Origin of the sequence: Parabacteroides goldsteinii, assembly GCF_020091425.1 — a bacterium.
GTDB lineage: Bacteria > Bacteroidota > Bacteroidia > Bacteroidales > Tannerellaceae > Parabacteroides > Parabacteroides goldsteinii.
Genome location: NZ_CP081906.1, coordinates 5,021,552 through 5,044,962 on the forward strand (window position 1 = coordinate 5,021,552; position 23,411 = coordinate 5,044,962).

Consider the following 23,411-nt stretch of genomic DNA (forward strand, 5'->3'; position numbering starts at 1 on the left):
AAATCAATACTTCTACCTATTTTTGTAAAAAAACAAACACATATAAAATATGCAACGCATTGAAATACACAATTTTGGTCCTATCAAAGATGCGACTATTGAGATTCCGAAATATCTTCTTTTGATAGGAGAGCAAGCATCGGGCAAAAGTACTGTTGCGAAGCTTATTTATTTTTTCAAGTCATTAAGAGAAGATTTTATACAAAACATAATATTAATGCCTCAAAAAAAAGCGTTTTCTTCAAAGAACAATTTTTTAATTCCAACACGGGCAAAATTTATAAATTATTTTGGAATACCTACATTTTCAGAAAATTACAATATAACTTTCTATTATACAGAAAGTCAATATGTTTCTATTAAATGGGAAAGACCTCATATAACGATTTCATTAAGTCCTGATTTTTTTAATCAAGCATTTAAAAGACGATTAAGAAATATAAGAAAAAAACATTATGACATATTAGACAAATCTATGAATCTATTTACTTCTGCTGAATTTACAGCAGAAATATCTGAATTATCTAATGACTGTTTTAATGTATTAGAAGAAGACCTTTTTTATGTTGTTGCAGACCGGAGTTCAACTGTTAGCTTTGGACACTTGTTTGAACGCGTATTTTCTCGTGAATTAGATAATAGCTTATTACACAATTCTAAAATAAGAAATCAATCTATTGAAGAACTTCTATTAAGAAAGTTCCTTGACCGTATTGCCCTACTAAAAGATTGTTTCTCAAACGAGCATACTCTAAAGCACGATACATCATTTACAAAATGGATTATACGAGGTATGTCTGATATTTTAAAAGGTAATTATTCCCTTCAATACAATCAAGAGCGAATCAGCTGGGGACAAAGAGGAAACAACTACGTATACTTAAGAAACGCCTCTTCTGGTCAACAAGAAGTTATTCGAGTATTACAAGATATTGTTTGGGTTGTTCGACATAATGTAAATGCTTTTAGGATAGTAGAAGAACCTGAATCCCATCTTTTTCCACTTGCACAAAAAAAATTAGTGGAACTATTATCTGCAATGGTCAAAAATAAAATAAATAATTCATTAGTGATAACTACCCATAGTCCTTACATTCTATCTTCAATTAACAATTTATTATTCGCACAACAAGTAGTTAATAATTTCCCTGAATTACAAGAAGCTGTTCAAAAGGAAATTAACCAATACTCTTGGATTGATTCCAAAGACTTTAGAGCATATGCTTTATCCAAAAGTAATACAATTTATTGCCGTTCTATACTTGAGAAAAAAACAGGTATGATAGCTCAAAATTATCTTGACTCTGTCTCTGATGAAATTTCTAAAGAGTTTAATCAAATATATCAACTATATTTATCTAAACTTAGAGAAAAAAAATGAGTACATATCCCACATCTATCACACAATTGCGACTCCTATCGTCTTTTGAAGGATATGCTGTTAAAGTTGAAGATTGCTTAACCATTCTTTCTGATGAAGAGTTTTATGCATTTGACGATAAATCTCTTAAGTGTTCTATATGTTCAATAGAGATTCCTACTGAGTTACTACCTAATCAAGAATATTTTACTATTAAGAACAACACTAAAAAAGAAATTGTATTTTGGAGCATTGATGGAAAATTTATCACAAAAAGCCAAATGCAAAAATGTGATTGTGCTATATTTGATGAGAATGTTTTCTGTTTAGTTGAATTTAAAACCGATTCTGAAGGAAAATCAGAGGAATCAAAAGAGGCAATTATAAATCACGCACAAAATCAAATAATTAGCACCTACAAACTTATTGAAAACAAAATTAAAATAAAAGGTATTGATTTTGCAGAAAAAGTAACTGTAGAAGGACACATTTGCCTATCAAAACGTTATCCGCGTAAATCCTCTGAAGAAATGAATATGCAAGCTTTATTTGCTAAAGAAAATGGATTTGGTCTATATTTTGATGGTATAAAAGAATTTTAACAAAGAGTGTGCGTCGGACATCAAGCACACTCTTTCTATCATTCTTATATGTTTACTAAACATTACTGTTCTACTAAATCATTCACTTTTTCAGCCATGAGGTCTAAAAAGTCATTCACAATATCAATTACCTCAAACACTTCTTGCTCCAAATCTTCAAGTTGCCTATTTTTTTCATCTTCAGCAAACTCTTCCAATAGTTCATTTCTTTCCAGCCCTGGTATATTAATATCACCCCACCATACAATATCAATCAAGCACGAAACATCGACTTTTCCGATATGAAGCTTTTGATTCCTCAAGTCTTTCACATCTTTGATTCTGTCTATTAGTTTTTTGATCAAGTCAATTGCTCCCTGCTCAACTTTTTTATTTTTTTTCGGATCAAGTAGAGTTGTTCCATAAGAGAGGAGTGGCAGTCCCCAAGAATTCACACAATTACCAATTGCTACTAATACATCAGGAAGCATACAAACCCTAATCAAATAGTTCTCAAGATGATATGCATAATACATCTTCTCCTCTTCCAACAATGGATACAACCCCTTTAAAGGCAAAGAACCTTGATAACGAAGAAATATAAAAACTTTCTCTATATCTCCAACCACTGTTCTCAAATTGGCAAATTGTTCTGATATCAATCGTACTTTATTTTCTTTTTCAGTCAATAAAGAAATATAGTCTCTATGCCCCTCTTTAACCAATTTTAGACGCTTTAACAATACAGGACGATATGCCTTAAGCAAATTTTGCGAAAAGTTTGACGAGCATAAGCGGTCACTAAATGTTTCTTTCTCTTCTTCCATAAGACCTACAATTATAAGTTTAACCTTCTTTCTGTTTGAAAAACACAAATATAATAAAAACAACGCAGGATACTTGCCAATCCAAAAACATTCCGTATGTTTGCATCGCTAAACTGTACGGCGATCTCATCGCACCGAAGAGTAACGGATAATGCTCACGACATAGTTGGGCTTTTTTTATGCCCATTTATATAGTAAAGGCGGTTGTCTTTCCCAGCAATTTTTTCATCTTCGGGTGATGATGTTGTACAGTTTAGCAGCTTAGGGAGATGGCAGCCGCTCTTGCTTTTAAGAAACCTGCCTATTATGCTAAACTGTACAACATTATGAAGTCAAACAATCTCGCCCGCCAGGGCATGGTATCAACATCCAAGATACCGGCATCAGTCAGTAATTTATTACAGGCAGTTTTCAACAATTATGATCAGGTACTCTGTACCCAGGAACGAAATGATCAAAATGCAATGTTCTCTTTTCTTTTGCCAGACGGCATCAGTGTTTTACTTGCCATACAAGAAAAACAGGCTAGCGATATTCTGTTCGCCAATGGCAGAGCTTATGTCGATATGGAGAAGTTTGTCAAATTACAAGCTGAATACTGCGAACTGCTAGCTAAAAGTATTAAAAAGCGACCGTGCAAAATGGTTGTTATGAAAGGAGGAGTAGCATGAACGACGAACTTACAACTATTATACTCAGCAGATATCTGGGAGAATTTGAACCTGCAACTGAGCAGGATGCAACATACCGGAAAAGTAGTACAGAGATCATTCAGGATCTTGAAGACATTATCACTTTACATGTTGATGATGTATCAGCCATGATGATCAGTAACAAATATAGATTAGGCTTTATTGATGATAAACCAGTCTGGCTAATGAAGAAAAGATCACCAGAAAGTAAGGCCATCACTGAATAAGAAGAAAGCCCCATCCCCCGTCAGGATGGGGCTTTTTAGTGCCCGGTTACAATATTTTCAAAGATAGATACATTTTGCATGAAAAAAACAGTAACCAGTAATAACCTAAAAAACAGCATAATGAATCAATGGTTACAAAGGTTACAGGGTTACACTTTTTTCGAGTATTTCAAACTCCCCTCAAACTATTTCATCAAAGTTGGAAATTATTGAATGCCGAAACCCCGTCCTGTTTGTCCTGATCCAGGACATGTGCATACACTAGAGTTTGCTTGATATTTTTATGCCCCATTATTTCTTTCAGAGCATTCAGGTCTTTCGATTTACTAAGGAAAATTGTCGCAAATGTATGACGGCCGAATTTGGCAGACAACTTACTCTTTATGCCGGCAACCCTTGCAATATACTTCAGCTGTTTGTTTATTTCCTGATCGGTAATCAGTCCTTCCCAAAGAGGACCTTCCTTCCGTCCATTCAAATGCCGGTTGATTATTTTTCGAAGCGGTTCCGAAATAGGCACTCTCACCACTCTAGGACGTCGGCCTTCCATCTTTATCCGGATATACCAAAAGTCATTCTCTCCAATCTGTTCAATATTCAATGCGCGAGCGTCTCCAATATGCAGGCTACTGAAGCACATAAATAGGAAAAACTCAAGAGAATCGTGCGTTATATCCTTTTTAAAGAAATGACTTTTATAAAGCTGTACAAGAACAGCCAGCTCCGCTTCCGTAATACAAGGAGCTGTTGTGTCTTCACATTCGCACAGCTTTAATCCTTTTGCCGGATTAACATCTATAAGGCCTTTCTTTTTTGCAGCAGCCAGATAGGACTTTATTACTGATATATTTTTATTGATCGTAATCTCCTTTTGCCCCCTCTGCTTCCGCAAATACAGAATATATTTACGTAGGAACATTTCATCTAATTCCGAAAAAGGTATCTCTTCTTTAAAGGATCTCAGGTTTTCCAGGCATGAATTATGCTTGTCTTGAGTAGATCCTTTTATCTCTTGAAACCGCACCTTTTGGTACTCCCTACAAAAAGCAAAAAAATCCTGGCTTTGCTCAGGATTTCTAAATTCTTTTATAAACAGGTCGCGGGTCAATTCTTTTTTTGCAAGCCGGTACCGCACTAAGATATCATTGATCATCGCCTTGATATCCGATATAATCAGGTTCTTATCTTTCGAATATTCAAAGGTAGATTTTACAATCCCCTTGACCGGATCAAATTGTTTTGGAGGAACACTAATTTTCGTTCCTACTTCAATTTTTTCCCGATTAAGATAAAAACTGATGTAAATAGGGGCATCCCCCTTACCGTTTTCTTTCTTCTGATAAACTCGATACGTCGCCATTCTCTTCTCTACATTTACGTTAATTACCTACATTTCGGCTTTACCGAACTTAAAACTATTATTCAACCGAGCAGCATAACAGACTGAGTATCTGTAAAATACAAAAGGAGACCACCTGTTATAGGTGATCTCCTTTTGTAAACTTATGTTAAATCGTGGTCCCACTTGGGCTTGAACCAAGGACTCCCTGATTATGAGTCAGGTGCTCTAACCAACTGAGCTATAGGACCGGTGTTTCAGAAGCTTGCTCTGAAATCGGGTGCAATATTACGACTTTTAATCGGATTCTGCAAGTATTCTTGTAAAAACTTTACTTTTCAGCTGCTTCCTCACCGCCAAATTCCATCAGGTAAGCCTTGATAAATTCATCGATCTTACCGTCCATGACACCATTTACGTCGGAAGTCTGGTAGTTTGTACGATGGTCTTTGACGCGACGGTCATCGAAAACATAACTGCGGATCTGTGATCCCCACTCAATTTTCTTCTTATCGGCTTCGATCTTTGCCTGTTCTGCCAAACGATGTTTCAATTCCTTATCGTACAGGATAGAACGCAACTGGCGCATCGCATTTTCACGGTTCTTCGGCTGGTCGCGCGTTTCAGTGTTTTCAATCAGGATCTCTTCCTCCTCACCTGTGTAAGGATCTTTGAATTGGTAACGCAAGCGTACCCCTGATTCCACCTTGTTCACATTCTGTCCACCAGCACCGCCTGAACGGAAAGTATCCCATGAAATAGCCGCTGTTTCAATCTTTACCTCGATCGTATCATCAACCAGCGGAGTAACGAATACAGATGCAAAAGATGTCATTCGTTTTCCCTGTGCATTGTAGGGAGAAACACGAACCAAGCGATGCACGCCATTCTCACTTTTCAGATACCCGAAAGCATAATCGCCTTCAATATTGATCGTGACAGTCTTGATACCCGCCTCATCACCTTCCTGCAAGTTCGCAATGGATACTTTATAATTATGGGATTCCGCATAACGCAAATACATACGCATCAGCATGGAAGCCCAGTCCTGACTTTCCGTACCACCGGCACCGGAATTGATCTTGAGTACGCAACTCATCTGGTCTGCCTCGTCACGAAGCATATTCCGGAACTCCAGATTCTCTACCAACTCCAAAGCCTTGGCATAAGCCGCATCGACTTCATCTTCGGTGATAATCTCTTCTTTTACATATTCATAAGCCAACTGCAACTCCTCTGCTGCCGCATTTACCTCGTTGTAAAGTTCGATCCACTTCTTCAGTTCTCTTACTTTTTTCATCTGAGCCTCTGCCCGTTTGGCATCTTCCCAGAAGCCGGGGTCCTGTGTACGCAGTTCTTCTTCTTCCAACTGGATGGTCTTACCATCTATGTCAAAGATACCCCCTCAGCGCGTTCTCGCGCTCCAACACATTCTGTAGTTGGTCTGATGTTATCATAATCTTCTTCTTATTTTAAATTTTGTGCAAAGATAGGAAATTAATTGTCAGTTTACTCTGCATACATCGCTTCAATCTCATTCGCATATTTTTGCAAAACAACCGGACGACGTAATTTTAATGTATCCGTCAACTCACGCCCCTCCATCGTAAAAGGCTGGGGAAGTAGGGTGAACCGCTTGATCTTCTCGTAAGAAGCCAGATTTTTCTGATGTTCCTCTATATGCGACTCTATCAGGCGGATGATTTCATTACTGGCCAAAAGCTCTTCACGACTACTATACGCGATACCCTTCTTTTCCGCATATTCTTCCAGCAAAGCATAAGCCGGCACAATCAAAGCACTGACAAACTTACGTTGGTCGCCGATAACAGCAATCTGCTCGATATATTTATCGCTGCCCATCTCTATTTCAATCGCTTGCGGAGCTATATATTTTCCATTCGATGTCTTGTAGAGGTCCTTGATACGTTCTGTAAAGAACAATACATTTCCTTCCATACGTCCGGCATCCCCGGTACGGAAAAAGCCGTCTTCAGTAAATGACCGCGCATTTTCTTCCGGTTTATTATAATAACCTGTAGTAACTGTTTTACCTTTGACAAGAATTTCTCCGTTACTCTCATCTATTTTAACTTCTACTCCTGGCATTATTTCACCGATCGAACCGAATTGAAAACCTATTTCCGGATAGAAACAAACTGTCGCCGTCGTTTCACTCAATCCATACCCATAGACGATAGGGATATTAACAGACTGAAGGAATTCATTCACCGTATCGGATAGCGGAGCTCCTGCAACCGGGAATAAACGTCCTCTTTCAATACCCAGCACCTTTTTCAGTAGGGTAAAGACAGTCTTATCATAAAACTTAAATTTGGTTTTCAGGCAGAAAGGAGCTTCGATACCTTTATTCTTATATTCCAGATTATACAGACGTCCAGTCTCTATCGCATCCATAAAAATCTTCTTCATGAAAGGTGCCGAGGAATTGATTTTCTCATGTACTCCCACATATACTTTTTCCCAGAAACGCGGCACATTACACATCAGCGTCGGATGAACTTCCGGCAATGTTTTCTGGATCATCTTCGGATCCTGGTTAATCGCAATCTTCACCCCTTTATGCAGACAATAGCAAGTCCATGCCTTCTCAAAGATATGGGTCAGCGGAAGGAAACACATAGATGTATCCTTGTCATTAACCATCGGCAAGCGGATATCATGGATACGCATCGCTTCCAGATAATTGAAATGATGAAGAACGACCCCCTTTGATTCACCGGTCGTGCCCGAAGTATACATAATAGTAGCCACATCATCAGCACTAGCCTCATTCATACGGATCTTTACAGTAGTCTCGGCATGTGCATTGTCGCCCAGACGCAGAAAGTCATCAAAATAAATAGAAGTCTTATCTTCCGGATTCAACTTAACGGCCGGATCAAAAATAATCAGACGTTTTAAGACGGCAGATTCTTTTTGTACCTTAAAGGCATTATTATATTGCAACTGTTCACCCACAAATAGCGTATGTATCTCCGCATCATTAATAATATATTCTATCTGAGCAGGAGAGTTAGTTGCATACATCGGGATAGAAATCACCCGGTTTCCGTATGCACCGAAATCTGTAAATAAACATTGCGGCATATTTTGAGAATAGATACCGATCTTTTCCTGTACTTCTATCCCAAACTCAGCCATAGCCTTTGCTGTAAGCATTACTTTCTCTGAGAATTCTCTCCATGAGATCTTTAACCATTTCCCGCTTTCATTATCACGGTATTTTAAAGCTGTACGTGAACCATACTTTTCAGCCTGTCTGTGAATTAACTCGGCATAGTGGTAATAAACCATAATTCTTCTTTTTGAATTGATACAACAAAAGTACGGGTTTCCTACTGAATAGCAACACTTTCGCTCCTTTTTTTACACACAATTGCACTTTTTGTGCAAAAATGGATTCAGAAATACAGGCAGACCGCCACCCGAAAGATGTTAAAATAGGATAATTACAGTAGCATGTATTGCATAGTACACAGGCAATACATATATTTGCAGCATAAAACTATAAGCGATGAATGCAGAGAACGTAAAATCACAGATGAGAAAGGGGACACTGGAATATTGTATCCTGTTGCTTCTCAAAAAAGAGCCGGCTTACACCTCTGACATTATTCAGAAGTTACAAGAAGCAAAATTGATTGTAGTAGAAGGTACTTTATATCCGCTCTTGACCCGTTTAAAGAACAGTGAACTGTTAAGTTATCAGTGGATAGAGTCTACGCAGGGACCGCCCCGTAAGTATTACCAGCTCACTTCGAAAGGGGAAGAATTCCTCGGTGAACTGGAAAACTCCTGGCAGGAACTAAATGATACAATAAACCACATCAGAAACAATTAAAATTAGAAAACAATGAAGAAGACACTTACAGTTAATTTGGGAGGAACTGTTTTCCACATTGACGAAGATGCATACCAGTTACTGGATAAATATCTTTCTAATTTACGTATACATTTCCGTAAAGAAGAAGGTTCCGAGGAGATCATGAACGATTTCGAAATGCGTATTTCGGAGTTGTTCGGTGAACGGGTACGCCTGGGACATGAGGTGATCACGATCGAACATGTAGAAGAGGTGATCAACCGCATGGGTAAACCGGAAGAGATATTCGAGGAAGAGACTGAAGAAGAAAAAGAGAATGCTAAGAAACGGACTTATCAGGAACAGGTCATTACCGGCAAGAAAAAGTTGATGCGTGACCCGGACAACCGGGTAATCGGTGGTGTAGCAGCCGGTATTGCAGCCTATATGGGATGGGACGCCACCGCTGTCAGACTGGCAATGATTCTGCTGTTATTCATTCCGGTCGTACATTGGATGGCTATATTATATATTGTTTTATGGATGGTCATGCCGTTGGCCAGGACTGCCGCAGACAGATTGATCATGAGAGGTAAAAGCGTAACGCTCGAAACCATCGGACAAACCGTTACTGATGGATTTGAAAAAGTCAGCAATAACGTAAACGATTATATAAGTTCAGATAAACCAAGAAGTTTTTTTCAGAAAATAGCTGATCTATTTGTCACAGTATTCGGCTTCCTCTTAAAATTCGGAGCAGTCTTGGTAGGTATCATTTTGCTCCCTCCTCTCTTACTGGTCGTATTTATACTGTTTGTTATAACAGTCGCCCTGATTGGAGGAGGTGCAGGCATATTATATCAGCTTTCTCCTTTCGGAATGGATCTTTACAACGGAATTCCCGTTTATATGGCAGTGATAGGCTGTATCGGTATCATCTTACTGATCGGAATACCTGCAATAGCATTACTTTTTGCCATATTCGGTCAATTATTCAATTTGAAACCATTACCTAATCCGGCAAAATGGACACTACTGGTCATTTGGATACTAGCACTTATTGGAAGTATCATTTACTTTGTAAACTTGGGATTACCGGCACTTAGTCCGTACTTATGGCATAACTCTAATTTTTCAATACATATATAGGGAGATAAAAAGATTTGTTTATAATTTGTGTGTTTAAAAAAGAAGGCCGCTCTGTCTCAGAGGGGCCTTTCTTCTAAGGTTAACAAATTTATGAGTAAAAACCACTAATGAATCATTTAAAAAACCACTATTTCTGCCGTTCTAAAAATATGCAGAAATAGTGGTTACAAATATACGTATTATTTCCAATAAAAAAAGCCTTTGACCAATTATTTGTACGCTTTTTTTATCAAGGCAGCTACCGCTGCCAACTCATCCTGAGTTATTGTCATTTTCTCACCTCCAAAATACATATCCGATTCCTTTGTTATAGGGATTAAATGGATATGCGCATGAGGCACTTCCAATCCCATTACAGCTATCCCTACACGCTTGCAGGGAATAGCCGCTTCCTGAGCACGGGCCACACGCTTGGCAAAAGCCATCATTCGCCCTAACAATGCGTCTTCCAGATCAAAAATATAGTCAATTTCTTTCTTCGGAATCACTAAAGTATGCCCTTTTGCAACCGGATTAATATCCAGGAAGGCGAAGAATTCTTCGTCTTCCGCAACCTTATGGCAGGGTATCTCGCCAGCCACTATTCTACTGAATATTGTTGCCATATCTTATTGTATTAAATTGATATATCCATTATTTCAAAAGTCATCAATCCGGACGGAACTTTGATTTCCACCACGTCTCCAACTTTCTTTCCCATCAGTCCTTTTGCAATCGGTGTACTCACGGCAATCTTTCCTTCTTTCAGGTTTGCTTCCGAATCGGAGACCAATGTATATGTCATTACCATATTATTCTTCGTATTTTTGATCTTCACCTTATTCAGAATCTGAACTTCGTCAGTCTGAACACGTGATTCATCTATCAGACGTGCATTAGATATCAACCCCTTCAACTGGGCCAGTTTTGCTTCCATAATGCCTTGAGCCTCCTTTGCAGCGTCATATTCTGCATTTTCAGACAAGTCACCTTTATCCCTGGCTTCAGCAATCTGGGCAGAAATTTCAGGACGCTTCACGGTTTCCAAATAGTTGATTTCAGCTAAAATCTTATTGTAGCCGTCTTCTGTCATATAACTAACAGCCATACTAAATCCTCCTAATTATTGATTTAAAAATTAATATTTATTACTGCATAATAAAAAAAGAATCCCGACCAACAACCTGGCCGGAACTCCTTTTTCTCTTTATTTTAGACATTGCAAAGATAAGACATCTTTTCAAAATGCACAAACCCTCACAAGTGCTTTACAACATATAAATCTGATTGTTAGCTACTATATTAAAGTACAGCTTTTACATCTGCCGCCAGATTTTTCACGTCATCCACCCGTTTAACCAGATTACCTTTGCGGTCAAGGATGAAGATCGCCGGGAGTTGTTTCACATTATACAATCCGGCTATCTGAGAGTAGACAGACTGCGGATCACGAACAGCTACCCAAGGCAGGTTTGAAGCCGCATTCTTCCAGAAGTGAGCATCAGAGTCCAGAGACACCTGATAAATATCCAAACCCTGACTATGATACTGCGTATATAATTCGCCCAAAGCCATATTCAATGCCGGAGACCATTCAGCCTGATAAGCTGTAAAATTAATAATAACCGGCTTTCCTTCTGCCACAGAAGATAGTTTAACCACCTCCCCTTTCAGGTTCGGCAATTCAATATCCAGAAAACTCACTTCAGTCGTTTTCACATCATCCAGATTTACCGGACGCTGTGCACGAAGCACCTTCATAGACTGCAAAGTCAGGTTGTAAAGATGTTTCGAACGCGGACTTCCCGGATAGAAATGATCGTAACTGGTAGCCACTGCTCCGTAAGCCTTTACATCATTTCTGTCATAGAGGTCAAAGAACAATAGTCCGTCGATCTGCTGAAACAAAGCAAAATAAGCTGCTGTCGACATCGGGGCTGCATAAATATATTTACGGGCTACATCCTTATAAGCCTCTGCTGTTTCCAGGATTCTTGCACGGTATGTCGTATCTGCAATATGCTTATCCTCATATTCTTTACGTAAACGACCGATCGCCTGGTTCGCATCCAACTGTGCCAGGGTGATCGCTTTGATCGCTTTACTGTTTTCAGATCCTTCAACGGAATAAGAAGTGGCAAACGTTCCGGCATCAGCAGCAAAAGTAACTGTCTCAACCGAGTCGATCGCAAAATTTATCAATTGATTATTCAGACGCAAACGATAAAAATCCGGAAATTCCGGACGTTTATGGGTAAACTTGAATTTACCGGCAGCAGTCAGTTTCACCGAATCCAACAATTCGATATTTGATATGCCCACATTCTCCAGATACATTGTCTGACCGTCGGCTCCGGATACAACTCCCTTCACTGTAAAATCCGATGCCTTGTTACATGCAGTAAACAACAGCATACAAATTCCGAAAATAACCAGTAATTGCGCAGATATTTGTTTCATCCTTTTTTCTTTACAATGTTCGTAATTCCGATGCAAATATACATTATTTTACAATTGTGGCACTATTATTCTCAAAATCTTCCTTTTATTTTTATAAAAAAGGGCTTTTCTGATGTTTTTTATTTTCATTTTCATGTGTTTACAGGTAAACTTTCATTACATTTGCACCAATTTTTACAGATAGAAAAATAAGAAAGAAGATTATGCTTAATCCAATTAACAAGACGATCGAGTTGGCTGATGGAAGAACCATCACCATCGAGACCGGGAAATTGGCAAAACAGGCGGACGGTGCGGTTACCGTACGTATGGGCAACACTGTGTTGCTGGCTACTGTTTGTGCCGCTAAAGATGCAAATCCCGGTGTTGACTTTATGCCGCTGCAAGTTGAATACAAAGAAAAGTACTCCGCATTTGGCCGTTTTCCCGGAGGTTTCACAAAAAGAGAAGGAAAGGCTTCCGATTATGAAATCCTGACATCGCGCCTCGTTGACCGCGCTTTGCGTCCGTTATTCCCGGACAATTACCACGCTGAAGTATATGTAAACGTTATATTGTTCTCTGCTGACGGCGAAGATATGCCGGATGCATTGGCTGGTTTAGCAGCTTCTGCTGCCCTGGCTGTTTCAGATATACCTTTCAACGGACCGATCTCTGAAGTTCGCGTAGCCCGTGTCGATGGTAAATTTATTATCAACCCGACATTCTCTGAATTGGATAAAGCAGACATCGATATGATGGTTGCTGCAACAATCGACAACATCATGATGGTTGAAGGTGAAATGTCTGAAGTACAGGAATCAGACATGCTGGATGCAATCAAGGTTGCACACGAAGCTATCAAAGTACAGTGCCAGGCTCAGCTTGAACTGTCGGAAGCTTGCGGCAAGCTCGTTAAACGCGAATACTGCCACGAAGAAAACGACGAAGAACTGCGCAAAGACGTACATGACAAATGTTTCGCAAAAGCATATGCCGTTGCAACATCGGGTACGGACAAACACCAGCGTTTCGATGCTTTCCAGGCAATCATAGAAGAATATAAAGCTAATTTCTCTGAAGAAGAACTGGAAGCTAAAGCCGAAATGATCGGCCGTTACTACCACGATGTAGAGAAAGAAGCTATGCGCCGCGCTATCCTAGACGAAGGAAAACGTCTGGACGGCCGTAAAACAACTGAAATCCGTCCGATCTGGATCGAAACGGATTATCTTCCGGGACCTCACGGATCAGCAGTTTTCACACGTGGCGAAACTCAGTCGCTGACAACTGTTACACTCGGTACCAAAGCCGACGAAAAGATGGTTGACGACGTACTGAACCACAGCAAAGAACGTTTCTTATTACATTATAACTTCCCTCCGTTCTCAACCGGTGAAGCAAAAGCATCACGTGGCGTAGGACGTCGTGAAGTCGGCCACGGAAATCTGGCTCACCGCGCTTTAAAACGCATGATTCCGGATGGCTACCCTTATGTTGTACGCGTAATCTCCGATATCCTCGAATCAAACGGTTCTTCTTCTATGGCAACTGTTTGTGCAGGTACACTGGCTCTGAGAGACGCCGGCGTTCCGATGAAGAAACCGGTATCAGGTATCGCAATGGGTCTTATCTCTGAAAACAAAGGTCAGAACTATGCCATCCTGTCGGATATCTTAGGTGACGAAGACCACCTGGGAGACATGGACTTCAAGGTAACAGGTACAGCAGACGGTATCACAGCTACCCAGATGGATATCAAGGTAGACGGTCTGTCATACGAAATCCTTGAAAACGCATTGGCTCAGGCAAGAGAAGGCCGTATGCACATTCTGGGTAAAATCATGGAAGCTCAGCCGGAAACACGTGCCGAACTGAAACCGCACGCTCCGCGCATCGAATCAATGACCATCGGCAAAGAATTTATCGGCGCAGTGATCGGCCCGGGTGGAAAGATTATCCAGGGTATCCAGGAAAAGACCGGCGCTGTTATCACAATTGAAGAAGTTGACGGTGTAGGTAAGATCGAAATCTCCGGAACAAACAAAGATACGATCGATGCTGCTATCAGAGCGATCAAAGGTATCGTTGCCGTTCCCGAAATCGGTGAAGTATACGAAGGAAAGATTTCTTCTATCATGCCTTACGGTGCATTCGTTGAATTCATGCCGGGTAAAGACGGTCTGCTTCACATCTCTGAAATCGACTGGAAACGTCTGGAAACAGTAGAACAGGCAGGTTTGAAAGAAGGTGATACAATTCAGGTTAAACTGGTAGACATCGACGCTAAAACAGGCAAGTTCAAACTGTCACGCAAAGTATTGCTTCCGAAACCAGAAGGTTACGAAGAACGTCCGCCAAGACCTGAAAGAGGTCCGAGACCGGAACGTGGGGACCGTGGCCCTCGCCAGGATCGCGGAGACCGCAACAACCGTAACGATCGTTAATAGACAACTTTCTTATACATTTATATATAAAGAGCTATCCTGCGAAGGGTAGCTCTTTTTTTGTACTATCCGGAAAGCTGATTGGTACATATCTTCGTGGAAAACTGTTACGGATATCGAAACCATTTGACAAAAAAAGGGGATTCTTTATAGAATCCCCCACCTAAAAATTATATTGAAAAAACGGACTGTTTACTTCGTAAAATTAACAATTGTAATCGTCCACTCCCGTTGCTCTCCATTAGCTGCTGTTACAAGATATTTATTGGGTTTAGACCAATCACCAGGAACACCTAAAGCAGGCGATCCTTCTTTAGGAGAAATTCTGGCAGCCGTAGACAAAGTGACCATCACACCTATATTATTTACTGAACATTTCTCCCACTCTGACGCCGGAAAAGATCCTTCATTGGCAGCAGGAACTGATACATCCAGACTAACTGTACTAGCCTCCTTATCAATAACAATATTAGATCGTCCAAGTTCGACTTTTTTCACGATCTGCTGTCCGCTTGCGTTCGAAACCTCATCGCTTATATAACGATACTCTACACGTTGTACCCCGCTAATCTCATTCTCTTCAAACTCAGGCAGATCTTCCAATCCTCCCGTAAGGCAAGAAGATAGAGTGAAAAGAATGGACAAGAATAACAAATAACTATATTTTTTCATACTCATATTCATTTTTAAATTTACCAACCCGGATTCTGTTCATCAGTAATTCCACTCGCTGCGCGTCTATCAATCGCAGATTGCGGAATAGGCATTAAATAACGTTTTGTTGTAAAATTTCTGTTCCAGGCTCTGTTTCTTACGATCTGTCCAATGAAATAACGCTTACGGTCTTTTGTTATCTGAATCTTATGGACAGGACGGTTTAACGCCTGAATAACACCATTAGCCTTTTCCCCTTCATTTGCATATCCGCCATATTTGCCCCAGCGCAAATAACTCCAGTATAAATTACCTTCATAAGCCATTTCAACACGACGTTCGCGAATATAATCCCGCCATGCCTCTTCCTCCGTTACAGCCATAGAAGGAGGTAATCCGCCATGTTGTGTACGTGTCACATTCAAATCTGCTACTGCTTTATCTATTTCGCCTTTCAGCAAGTAAGCTTCAGCACGGTTCATATACATCTCTCCTAAACGAGCCAATACAAAATGATAATCCGTATTATTCGAGACATAAAAACGAGGAGAAACTTCATAAACATTCTTCCTCCAATAATAACCAGATGCCGTAGTATACCAGGAATCCGCTTGGTCTTTACGTACACCGGCCCACAAATTACCCTGGCAACAAAGTGTCACTAGCTCGCCGCTTAACCAAGTACAAGAATCATACACAATCGTTCCGTAAAAACGTTTGTCACGATTATTATACATAATCTCATTGATACGGGAATCATCCGTTACACGTCCGTAACGTACAATCTTTTTCCCCTTTTCGGTAGAACCCATATCATCTTCATCCGGTACTACCCGCCCAGTCAATTCAACTTTGACAAAATCACCGACCTGCAACGTCGAGGGGTCTTCTTCCTTTACACTATTTTTGTACTGTGCCGTTTCATTCCAAGGTTTTGCCTTTCCATCCACTTCATCAATGACAAGATATTGGTCTACCATATCCTGTGTCGGGAAATAACTGGCCCAGCCTTCAAACGAACGTCCACCAGCATCTTTAAATAATGGAGAAGCATTTGAATTGGCTATTTCATCATTATTTACATTCGGCACACAACTAATCATTTCACTGAATGAACCGCAATTCGTGTTCTTCTCCAAACGGTAATAACCCAAAATAATCTCATTATCATAAGCTCCTGCCTTTTGGAACATCTCGCCATAATTACTGCTCAATGTATATTTACCAGAATTAATAACAGCATTCGCTGATTCAATGCACATATCCAGATAAGACGCATCTTTCGTATAAGCATAAGCTTGGAGCGCTGCACGACAACGAAAAGCATAAGCTACATACTTATTGACGCGTCCTGAAGCCGATTCTTCAGGAAGTCCTTCAATACCAGCATTCATATCGTCAATTACCAGTTTATAACTTTCTGCTACATTAGCAGTCAGCGGGGTCTTAAAATCTTCTGTAGACTCGGGGGTCAACACCTTCATGATTGGAACAAAACGACCTTCCCAAAGCGTCTGATAAAAATTCACTAACGAACGGAGGAAATGACCTTCGGCAATCAATTCCGACTTTTGTGCCTCTGTAAGTGCAGTGGCAGCAGCAGCTTTTTCGATAATCAAATTACAATTCCTTAAATTAGCGAAATAGCCGAATCCCATATTCGTTGTCCGGTCCATCCCCACTTCAGTAGGAAAAGCATCCAGGTTTGTCAAATCGCTATGGATTCCATTCGGTGTATATGATTCCAGATAAGCATACTCTCCGGCATATAGGGCTACCGAGGATTTATACACCTCTGTCACAAAAGCATCGGCGGTTTCTTTGGAAGACCACACCAAATCCTCATCATACGATTCCATCGGTTTTGTATCCATCACATCACAAGAAGTAGCGAGAACTCCACCAGTGAAACACAGCAAACCATATTTTAAATATTTATTCATATCAGTTCTGTTTTTATTTTCAATTAAAATCCTATACCAAAGTTGATCGCGAACACGCGCTCATTTGGATAATCATAACGGTTGGCTGATCCGTTTTCAGGGTCAATTCCGTACTTTGTTGCCTCCGAAATAGTAAAAATATTTTGTCCGCTCAAAGCCACATTCAACCGGGTGATCCACGGGGTCTTCTTCAATAGTATACGCTTGAAATCGTATCCGACCTGAATGTCCCTCATTCGCAAATATCCTCCGTTAATCAACCAGAAATCACTTCCGACTGTATTATTAGAACCATTATTTCCGGTAGAAGACAACAAACGCGGAAATTTGGCATCAGTATTCTCCGGTGTCCAATAGTCCGTTTGAAACTCATAGGTAGGACTTGAACCGGTATTGGCATCACTCATCATCAGCACACTACCTAAATACATATCAAAACGGGTTGCCCCCTGAAAGAGGGTACTGAAAGAAAATCCTTTATAAGATAAATTGATGTTCAATCCATAGTTGGCACGCGGGAAACTACTTTTACCCAAACGATGCTGGTCGGCCCCATCAATAACGCCATCCCCATTAAAGTCATAATATTTAAGATCACCTGCCGTTAGTGAGTGGGAACCTGTACGTTGCACACTGTTATATACATCATTTGCATCCTTATAAAAGCCCATATTCTCATAATAGACACCGGCATATCCCCGTTGCTGGGTTGTACGCTTGTAAGGATTTTTCTTATTTTCAAGTGACTCAGACGGGTTGTTAGCCCATAACTCATCAAATTTTGTAAAATTAAAGGCTACATCATAATGGAAATCACCAATATCATCGCGCCAACCCAATTGAAACTCCACACCGGCACGACGATGTTCCCCATCTGTCGATATTTTAGGAAGCGATACACCCAACGGATCGGTATAACCAACATCCAATGCATCCGGTGCATATAAGAAACCTTTGGTTGCATAATAGAAATAGTCGAAAGAGCCGTACAATCTATTATTCAACGAACTAAAATCGAATCCGGCATCAAACTGATCAGTGGTAAACCAAGTCAAATCAGGAGAAGGCAAGCTCCCTTCCCAAAAACCGGGTACATACTCACCATTCATTACATACTCCTGGCCGCCTAATCCGTAAGATGTCAGATAGGCAAAACGTCCGATGTGATACGTATCCCCGTCATTTCCCCAGTTATCCAAACCCACTTGTCCGTAAGAGGCACGTATTTTCAACATATCGAAAATATGTTTTTCGCGTATGGTTTCCATGAAAGCTTCATCTGCCAGCGACCAACCGATCGAACCAGAGTAAAAAGTACCCCAACGATGATCTTTCGGAAAATTATCCGACCCGTCATAACGCATACTGGCTTCTACAAAATAACGGTTATCATAATTATACTTGACCTGTCCGACCCAACCGGCCCGGCCATTTTCCCATTCACCGCCGGAGTTTTCCATCGTCGAAGAAGGTCCCGGGTTAATTTGATCAATCGGGAAATCATAATTCTTACGGACCAAGCCCATACTATGTCCAAAACCGCTTGTATATTCGTAACCTCCTAAGGCGCTTACCGAATGCTTGCCAAACGTACGGTTATATTCGGCAAAATACTGTAAGGTCCAGGAATTTCCCAATTCCCCATACTGGCTCAACTGTGGTTTTGAAGCATATGTAGGCTCTTGAGAATCCCATGCATACTGAGCTGCATCTTTTCTCCAGGACTTATTATCCTTTATATAATAGCGATAACTGCCCTTCGCCCGTAGTTTCAGGCCTTTTACCCAGGGAAGATCCCATTCAACCCCCAACAAGCCGTTGACTACATTCTCTTTTTCATCAATATAGCCACCGTCATCAGAAATTTCAGCGATCGGATTATCTGTATTATTATACACCAATCCATATTTATTCCGACCAATTTCCATCGGTGATTTATTCTGGACATGGGAGAATACGTTCCCGTATCCGCTGGATGTGGAAGTATACGGATGTGTTTTAAACTGCATGTAACCATCCAACTGTGCCGTTGTTTTCAGGCCAATGGATTTAAAAGTTGAAGTTTGAGTCAATTGAAAATTCGTTCGTTTCATATAATGCGAATCGCTCTTATACAGCGATTGCTGGTTAATATGACCTATAGAAGCATAATAAGTATTGCTCGCACCACCACCACTAATCGTAATATTATGTTTCTGTTGCGGAGCAAAATTCTTCATTACCTCTTTTTGCCAATCTGTATTAGGGTGTCCGTACGGGTCCGAACCATCGGCAAACATGCGTAAATCGTCGTCATTGTAAGGAATGGTCACTCCGTCATTCGCTGCCGCCACATTACGATGTATAGCACGCTCATACGAATTCAATTTATCAGGCCATACATTCGGTTGAGACCAGCTTTGGTTGAAGTTATAATCAATCTGAGGTTTTCCTTCTTTTCCCTGCTTGGTCGTTACCTGCAAAATACCATTAGAAGCACGCGAACCGTACACAGCCGTAGCCGAGGCATCCTTTAAAATAGATAAATTCGCAATATTTTCGGGAGCTAAAGCAACAAAGTCTCCATAGTCCCGAATAACGCCATCAATAACAACGAGCGGAGTGCCACCACCGCGAATACTCACCGTACTCGTCTTATTAATACCACCACCGCTACCTTGTACAATCAAACCAGGTGAACGCCCAGCCAACCCCTGCGTGATATTTGTTACCGGAAGAGCAGCCATCTCTTCTGCATTTACTGTTGATACGGCTGCAATCATCGAACGTTTTGTTGTCGTACCATACCCCAGGACTATTACTTCGTCCAGCTTCTGAGTGTCTTCCTTCATAGATAAATTGACAGGACCGGCAGTCACCTTGTGCTCAATAGTGAGATACCCGACATAAGATATTACCAGAATATCTCCAGGCTTAGCCTCCAAAGAGAAATTCCCGTCCATGTCAGTTACAGTTCCGTTTGTAGTACCTTTAACATGAATACTGACACCAACCAATGGACCAAAATCATCTGAAACAGAACCCGAAACTTTCTGGGTTTGCTGCATTTCCACATACTTGGACTCCCGTACAGTCAACAAATCATTCGAATCAGCCGCAGCAAAAGCCGGCAAAACAAATGACAACAAACAAGCGACCTGTACTCCTTTCACAATTCTTTGCGGAATAGAAAATGACAGCGATTGAATTTGTACTGGCTTAATTTCCATCTACATTTTGATTTAGAGTTTTACATAATATTTCTATCTAATCCAAAACAGTACTTAATCAGCAACCTGTTTTTAGAATATTTTCATAATATCCCATAGTTCTCTCAGAACTATGTCGATAGAAACTTTCTTCAAATCGCTTATTTTGTAAAGGATCAGGAAATATCACAGAAAAAAGGGGGAAACATGTTGACTCCGCATCCAACTTTAATAGAACAAATTGAAAGCCTACGTGCATAATATCAATCATAATAACATGTAGGGATTTGTGTGAGATATAAAAAACGCATTTATCCTATTAAAATATCATTACTTAATTTACAATGACTTCATGCAATAAAACAATGGGGCTATGTAGAAGCAATCATACCGTACACAACTCAACAATATGTTATAAAATATATTTGTTAATCTTTTTTCAAAAAAAGACGCATAATATTAAAATATATTCTAATTTTGCACATGTATTAAACTTAGTTCTGAGAGAACTATGCTACCATGAAAAGTTTATCCAACCAATACACAGCGATCCGGTTCTTTCATAAACAAATCAATATATCCTCCAAAAATTCAAAATCAATAAAAGAAGAATACTCTTTTAAGTCAACACACAAACATCCTATTTATCAAACAACTATCAGACATCAATCTGTCAATTAGCCTACCAATCCACCTTTTCGTTAACAAATAGACAATAATCGTTGACTCTATATCCTCATTAGTATCCTATTAGTAAAAAAATACATCCCGAACAAAATGTTTCAATTCCCTTATGTATTTTATTGCCGATAGCTATGCGTAGACTTACTGATAAATATCGACAAGATTACCTATAATTGTCGATAAGCTTACGTATAGCTATCGGCAACAAAATACATAAGGAACTCAATCGGAAAAGATCACTATGAACAGGCAACAACAAGGCAGGGAAAAGAAGAAAACAGAAAGAAAAAGCCTGCCCCGAATAAACGGAACAGGCCTTTCACCTCTTATAATAAGTTGTTCTTATTTGCTACAGGAGCAACGCGGCTTCAATTGTTTGAAGAAATCGTTGCCTTTATCGTCCACCAGAATGAAAGCAGGGAAATTTTCTACTTCGATCTTCCAGATTGCTTCCATACCCAGTTCCGGATATTCCAGACATTCTACTTTCTTGATGCTTTCCTGTGCCAGGATAGCAGCCGGACCACCGATACTTCCCAGATAGAAACCGCCATGCTTCTTACAAGCATCTGTTACCTGCTGGCTACGGTTACCTTTGGCAATCATAATCATGCTACCGCCATTGTCCTGGAACAGATCGACATAGGAATCCATACGGCCGGCTGTTGTCGGACCGAATGAACCGGAAGCCATTCCGGCCGGAGTCTTGGCAGGACCTGCATAATAAATAGGATGATCCTTGATATACTGAGGCAGACCTTCGCCTTTATCGATACGTTCTTTCAGTTTTGCATGGGCGATATCACGACCAACTACGATCGTTCCGCTCAGAGAAAGACGGGTGGATACCGGATATTTAGTCAGTTCTTTCAGAATATCGGCCATTGGCTGGTTCAGGTTGATCTTTACAGCATCACCTTCGCCGGCATTACGCAACTCTTCAGGAATCAGGCGACCTGGATTAGAATCCATCTTTTCAATCCAGATACCCTCCTTATTGATCTTACATTTGATATTACGGTCAGCAGAGCAGGAAACTCCCATACCTACCGGACAGGAAGCACCGTGACGCGGCAGACGAACGATACGTACGTCGTGTGCATAATATTTACCACCGAACTGAGCACCCAAACCAATGTTGTGAGCCGCTTCCAAAACTTCTTTTTCCAGTTCGACATCACGGAAAGCACGGCCATACTCGTTACCGCTTGTAGGCAGGTTGTCATAATAATGAGTAGAAGCCAGCTTCACGGTCAGCAGGTTCTTTTCTGCTGAAGTACCGCCGATAACGAATGCAATATGGTAAGGAGGACAGGCAGCTGTACCTAATGTTTTCATTTTTTCAACCAGGAACGGAACCAATGTTGCCGGATTCAGGATCGCTTTTGTTTCCTGGAACAGATAAGTCTTGTTGGCAGAACCACCACCTTTCGCTACACAAAGGAATTTATATTCCATACCTTCGGTTGCTTCGATGTCGATCTGTGCAGGCAGGTTACATTTTGTATTCACCTCGTCGTACATATTCAACGGTGCATTCTGTGAATAACGCAGGTTTTCTTCCGTATATGTTTTGTAAACACCCAGAGAAAGCGCTTCTTCATCACAATAGCCGGTCCATATATGCTGGCCTTTTTCACCGTGGATGATAGCCGTACCTGTATCCTGGCAGAAAGGAAGCTGGCCTTTAGCTGAAACTTCGGCGTTACGAAGGAAAGTCAATGCAACGAATTTGTCATTGTCGCTTGCTTCCGGATCGCTCAGGATTTTAGCAACCTGTTCGTTGTGGGCCGGACGAAGCATAAAAGCCACATCCCGGAAAGCAGCATTAGCCATCGCTGTTAATCCTTCTTTTGCAATCTTCAGAATCGGTTGTCCTTCAAACTCGGATACCGACACATAATCTTTTGTAAGCAGATAATACTCTGTTGTATCCGGTCCCAGTGGAAACGGTTCCTGATACTTGAAAGGAGGTGTTGCCATATCTTTATTATTTAATTATGTAATATTGGTTTTACAATTTCAGAATCATTCTTTTTCGCTTGGCAAACTTAGACAAAAATCACGAAATACGGG

General features: G+C 40.5%; 18 protein-coding genes and 1 tRNA gene. 7 read left to right on the forward strand and 12 right to left on the reverse strand.

Annotated elements, in window-relative coordinates:
* Positions 1–49 precede the first annotated feature (49 nt).
* Together K6V26_RS21110 and K6V26_RS21115 are read left to right on the forward strand one after the other, a co-directional pair.
* Positions 50–1,381, forward strand: coding sequence for an AAA family ATPase (locus K6V26_RS21110; protein WP_129697861.1), 1,332 nt, complete (start codon positions 50–52; stop codon positions 1,379–1,381).
* Entirely contained in the window at positions 1,378–1,962 is a 585-nt protein-coding gene (locus K6V26_RS21115) for a hypothetical protein (RefSeq protein WP_129697860.1), read from the forward strand. Before K6V26_RS21110 ends, K6V26_RS21115 begins: the two co-directional genes overlap by 4 nt.
* 62 nt (positions 1,963–2,024) lie before the next feature.
* On the opposite strand, the gene K6V26_RS21120 is transcribed toward K6V26_RS21115, so the two are convergent.
* Positions 2,025–2,768 (reverse strand): hypothetical protein, encoded by a 744-nt coding sequence (locus K6V26_RS21120; protein WP_129697859.1) that lies wholly within the window; start codon positions 2,766–2,768, stop codon positions 2,025–2,027.
* A gap of 269 nt (positions 2,769–3,037) precedes the next feature.
* Here K6V26_RS21120 and K6V26_RS21125 point away from each other — a divergent pair, with 269 nt between their 5' ends.
* Positions 3,038–3,439: a hypothetical protein gene (locus K6V26_RS21125; RefSeq protein WP_224263776.1), complete on the forward strand. Its 402-nt coding sequence runs from the start codon at positions 3,038–3,040 to the stop codon at positions 3,437–3,439.
* Complete coding sequence (locus K6V26_RS21130; protein ID WP_224263777.1) at positions 3,436–3,687, forward strand: hypothetical protein; 252 nt, start codon at positions 3,436–3,438, stop codon at positions 3,685–3,687. Before K6V26_RS21125 ends, K6V26_RS21130 begins: the two co-directional genes overlap by 4 nt.
* A 193-nt stretch (positions 3,688–3,880) precedes the next feature.
* On the opposite strand, the gene K6V26_RS21135 is transcribed toward K6V26_RS21130, so the two are convergent.
* The 4 genes from K6V26_RS21135 to K6V26_RS21150 all read right to left on the reverse strand — a co-directional run bounded on the left by K6V26_RS21135 (position 3,881) and on the right by K6V26_RS21150 (position 8,344).
* Positions 3,881–5,047: a site-specific integrase gene (locus K6V26_RS21135; RefSeq protein ID WP_224263778.1), complete on the reverse strand. Its 1,167-nt coding sequence runs from the start codon at positions 5,045–5,047 to the stop codon at positions 3,881–3,883.
* Positions 5,048–5,203: 156 nt separating this feature from the next.
* Positions 5,204–5,277, reverse strand: a tRNA-Ile gene (locus K6V26_RS21140).
* An 80-nt stretch (positions 5,278–5,357) separates the two neighbouring features.
* Positions 5,358–6,483, reverse strand: a protein-coding gene (gene prfB, locus K6V26_RS21145; protein WP_224263779.1) for a peptide chain release factor 2 whose coding sequence is annotated in 2 segments (ribosomal slippage) — positions 5,358–6,419 and positions 6,421–6,483 — 1,125 coding nt in all. Because the reading frame shifts where the segments join, the coding sequence is not laid out codon by codon here.
* 52 nt (positions 6,484–6,535) lie between these two features.
* A complete protein-coding gene (locus tag K6V26_RS21150; protein WP_224263780.1) occupies positions 6,536–8,344 on the reverse strand; it encodes an AMP-dependent synthetase/ligase in 1,809 nt (602 codons plus the stop codon).
* A gap of 220 nt (positions 8,345–8,564) precedes the next feature.
* Here K6V26_RS21150 and K6V26_RS21155 point away from each other — a divergent pair, with 220 nt between their 5' ends.
* Positions 8,565–8,891 carry a PadR family transcriptional regulator gene (locus K6V26_RS21155; protein ID WP_009860753.1) on the forward strand — a complete coding sequence of 109 codons (327 nt, stop codon included), beginning with the start codon at positions 8,565–8,567 and terminating at the stop codon, positions 8,889–8,891.
* 12 nt (positions 8,892–8,903) lie between these two features.
* Positions 8,904–10,001: a PspC domain-containing protein gene (locus tag K6V26_RS21160; RefSeq protein WP_122326786.1), complete on the forward strand. Its 1,098-nt coding sequence runs from the start codon at positions 8,904–8,906 to the stop codon at positions 9,999–10,001.
* Positions 10,002–10,210: 209 nt separating this feature from the next.
* Here K6V26_RS21160 and K6V26_RS21165 read toward each other — a convergent pair whose 3' ends face one another.
* The 3 genes from K6V26_RS21165 to K6V26_RS21175 all read right to left on the reverse strand — a co-directional run bounded on the left by K6V26_RS21165 (position 10,211) and on the right by K6V26_RS21175 (position 12,440).
* Positions 10,211–10,606, reverse strand: coding sequence for an HIT family protein (locus K6V26_RS21165; protein WP_009860751.1), 396 nt, complete (start codon positions 10,604–10,606; stop codon positions 10,211–10,213).
* 11 nt (positions 10,607–10,617) lie between these two features.
* Positions 10,618–11,088, reverse strand: coding sequence for a transcription elongation factor GreA (gene greA / locus K6V26_RS21170; RefSeq protein ID WP_009860750.1), 471 nt, complete (start codon positions 11,086–11,088; stop codon positions 10,618–10,620).
* Positions 11,089–11,282: 194 nt separating this feature from the next.
* Positions 11,283–12,440 carry a TlpA disulfide reductase family protein gene (locus tag K6V26_RS21175; RefSeq protein WP_044214987.1) on the reverse strand — a complete coding sequence of 386 codons (1,158 nt, stop codon included), beginning with the start codon at positions 12,438–12,440 and terminating at the stop codon, positions 11,283–11,285.
* Between the two features lie 203 nt (positions 12,441–12,643).
* Here K6V26_RS21175 and pnp point away from each other — a divergent pair, with 203 nt between their 5' ends.
* Positions 12,644–14,866 carry a polyribonucleotide nucleotidyltransferase gene (gene pnp, locus K6V26_RS21180; protein ID WP_009860748.1) on the forward strand — a complete coding sequence of 741 codons (2,223 nt, stop codon included), beginning with the start codon at positions 12,644–12,646 and terminating at the stop codon, positions 14,864–14,866.
* A 192-nt stretch (positions 14,867–15,058) separates the two neighbouring features.
* Here pnp and K6V26_RS21185 read toward each other — a convergent pair whose 3' ends face one another.
* The 4 genes from K6V26_RS21185 to K6V26_RS21200 all read right to left on the reverse strand — a co-directional run bounded on the left by K6V26_RS21185 (position 15,059) and on the right by K6V26_RS21200 (position 23,318).
* Positions 15,059–15,538 (reverse strand): DUF5018-related domain-containing protein, encoded by a 480-nt coding sequence (locus K6V26_RS21185; protein ID WP_224263781.1) that lies wholly within the window; start codon positions 15,536–15,538, stop codon positions 15,059–15,061.
* 20 nt (positions 15,539–15,558) lie between these two features.
* Positions 15,559–17,463 (reverse strand): RagB/SusD family nutrient uptake outer membrane protein, encoded by a 1,905-nt coding sequence (locus K6V26_RS21190; protein ID WP_224263782.1) that lies wholly within the window; start codon positions 17,461–17,463, stop codon positions 15,559–15,561.
* 23 nt (positions 17,464–17,486) lie between these two features.
* Positions 17,487–20,672, reverse strand: a complete 3,186-nt coding sequence (locus K6V26_RS21195) for a SusC/RagA family TonB-linked outer membrane protein (RefSeq protein WP_009860745.1) — start codon at positions 20,670–20,672, stop codon at positions 17,487–17,489.
* A 1,005-nt stretch (positions 20,673–21,677) separates the two neighbouring features.
* A complete protein-coding gene (locus K6V26_RS21200; RefSeq protein WP_009860744.1) occupies positions 21,678–23,318 on the reverse strand; it encodes a fumarate hydratase in 1,641 nt (546 codons plus the stop codon).
* Between the last annotated feature and the right edge of the window lie 93 nt (positions 23,319–23,411).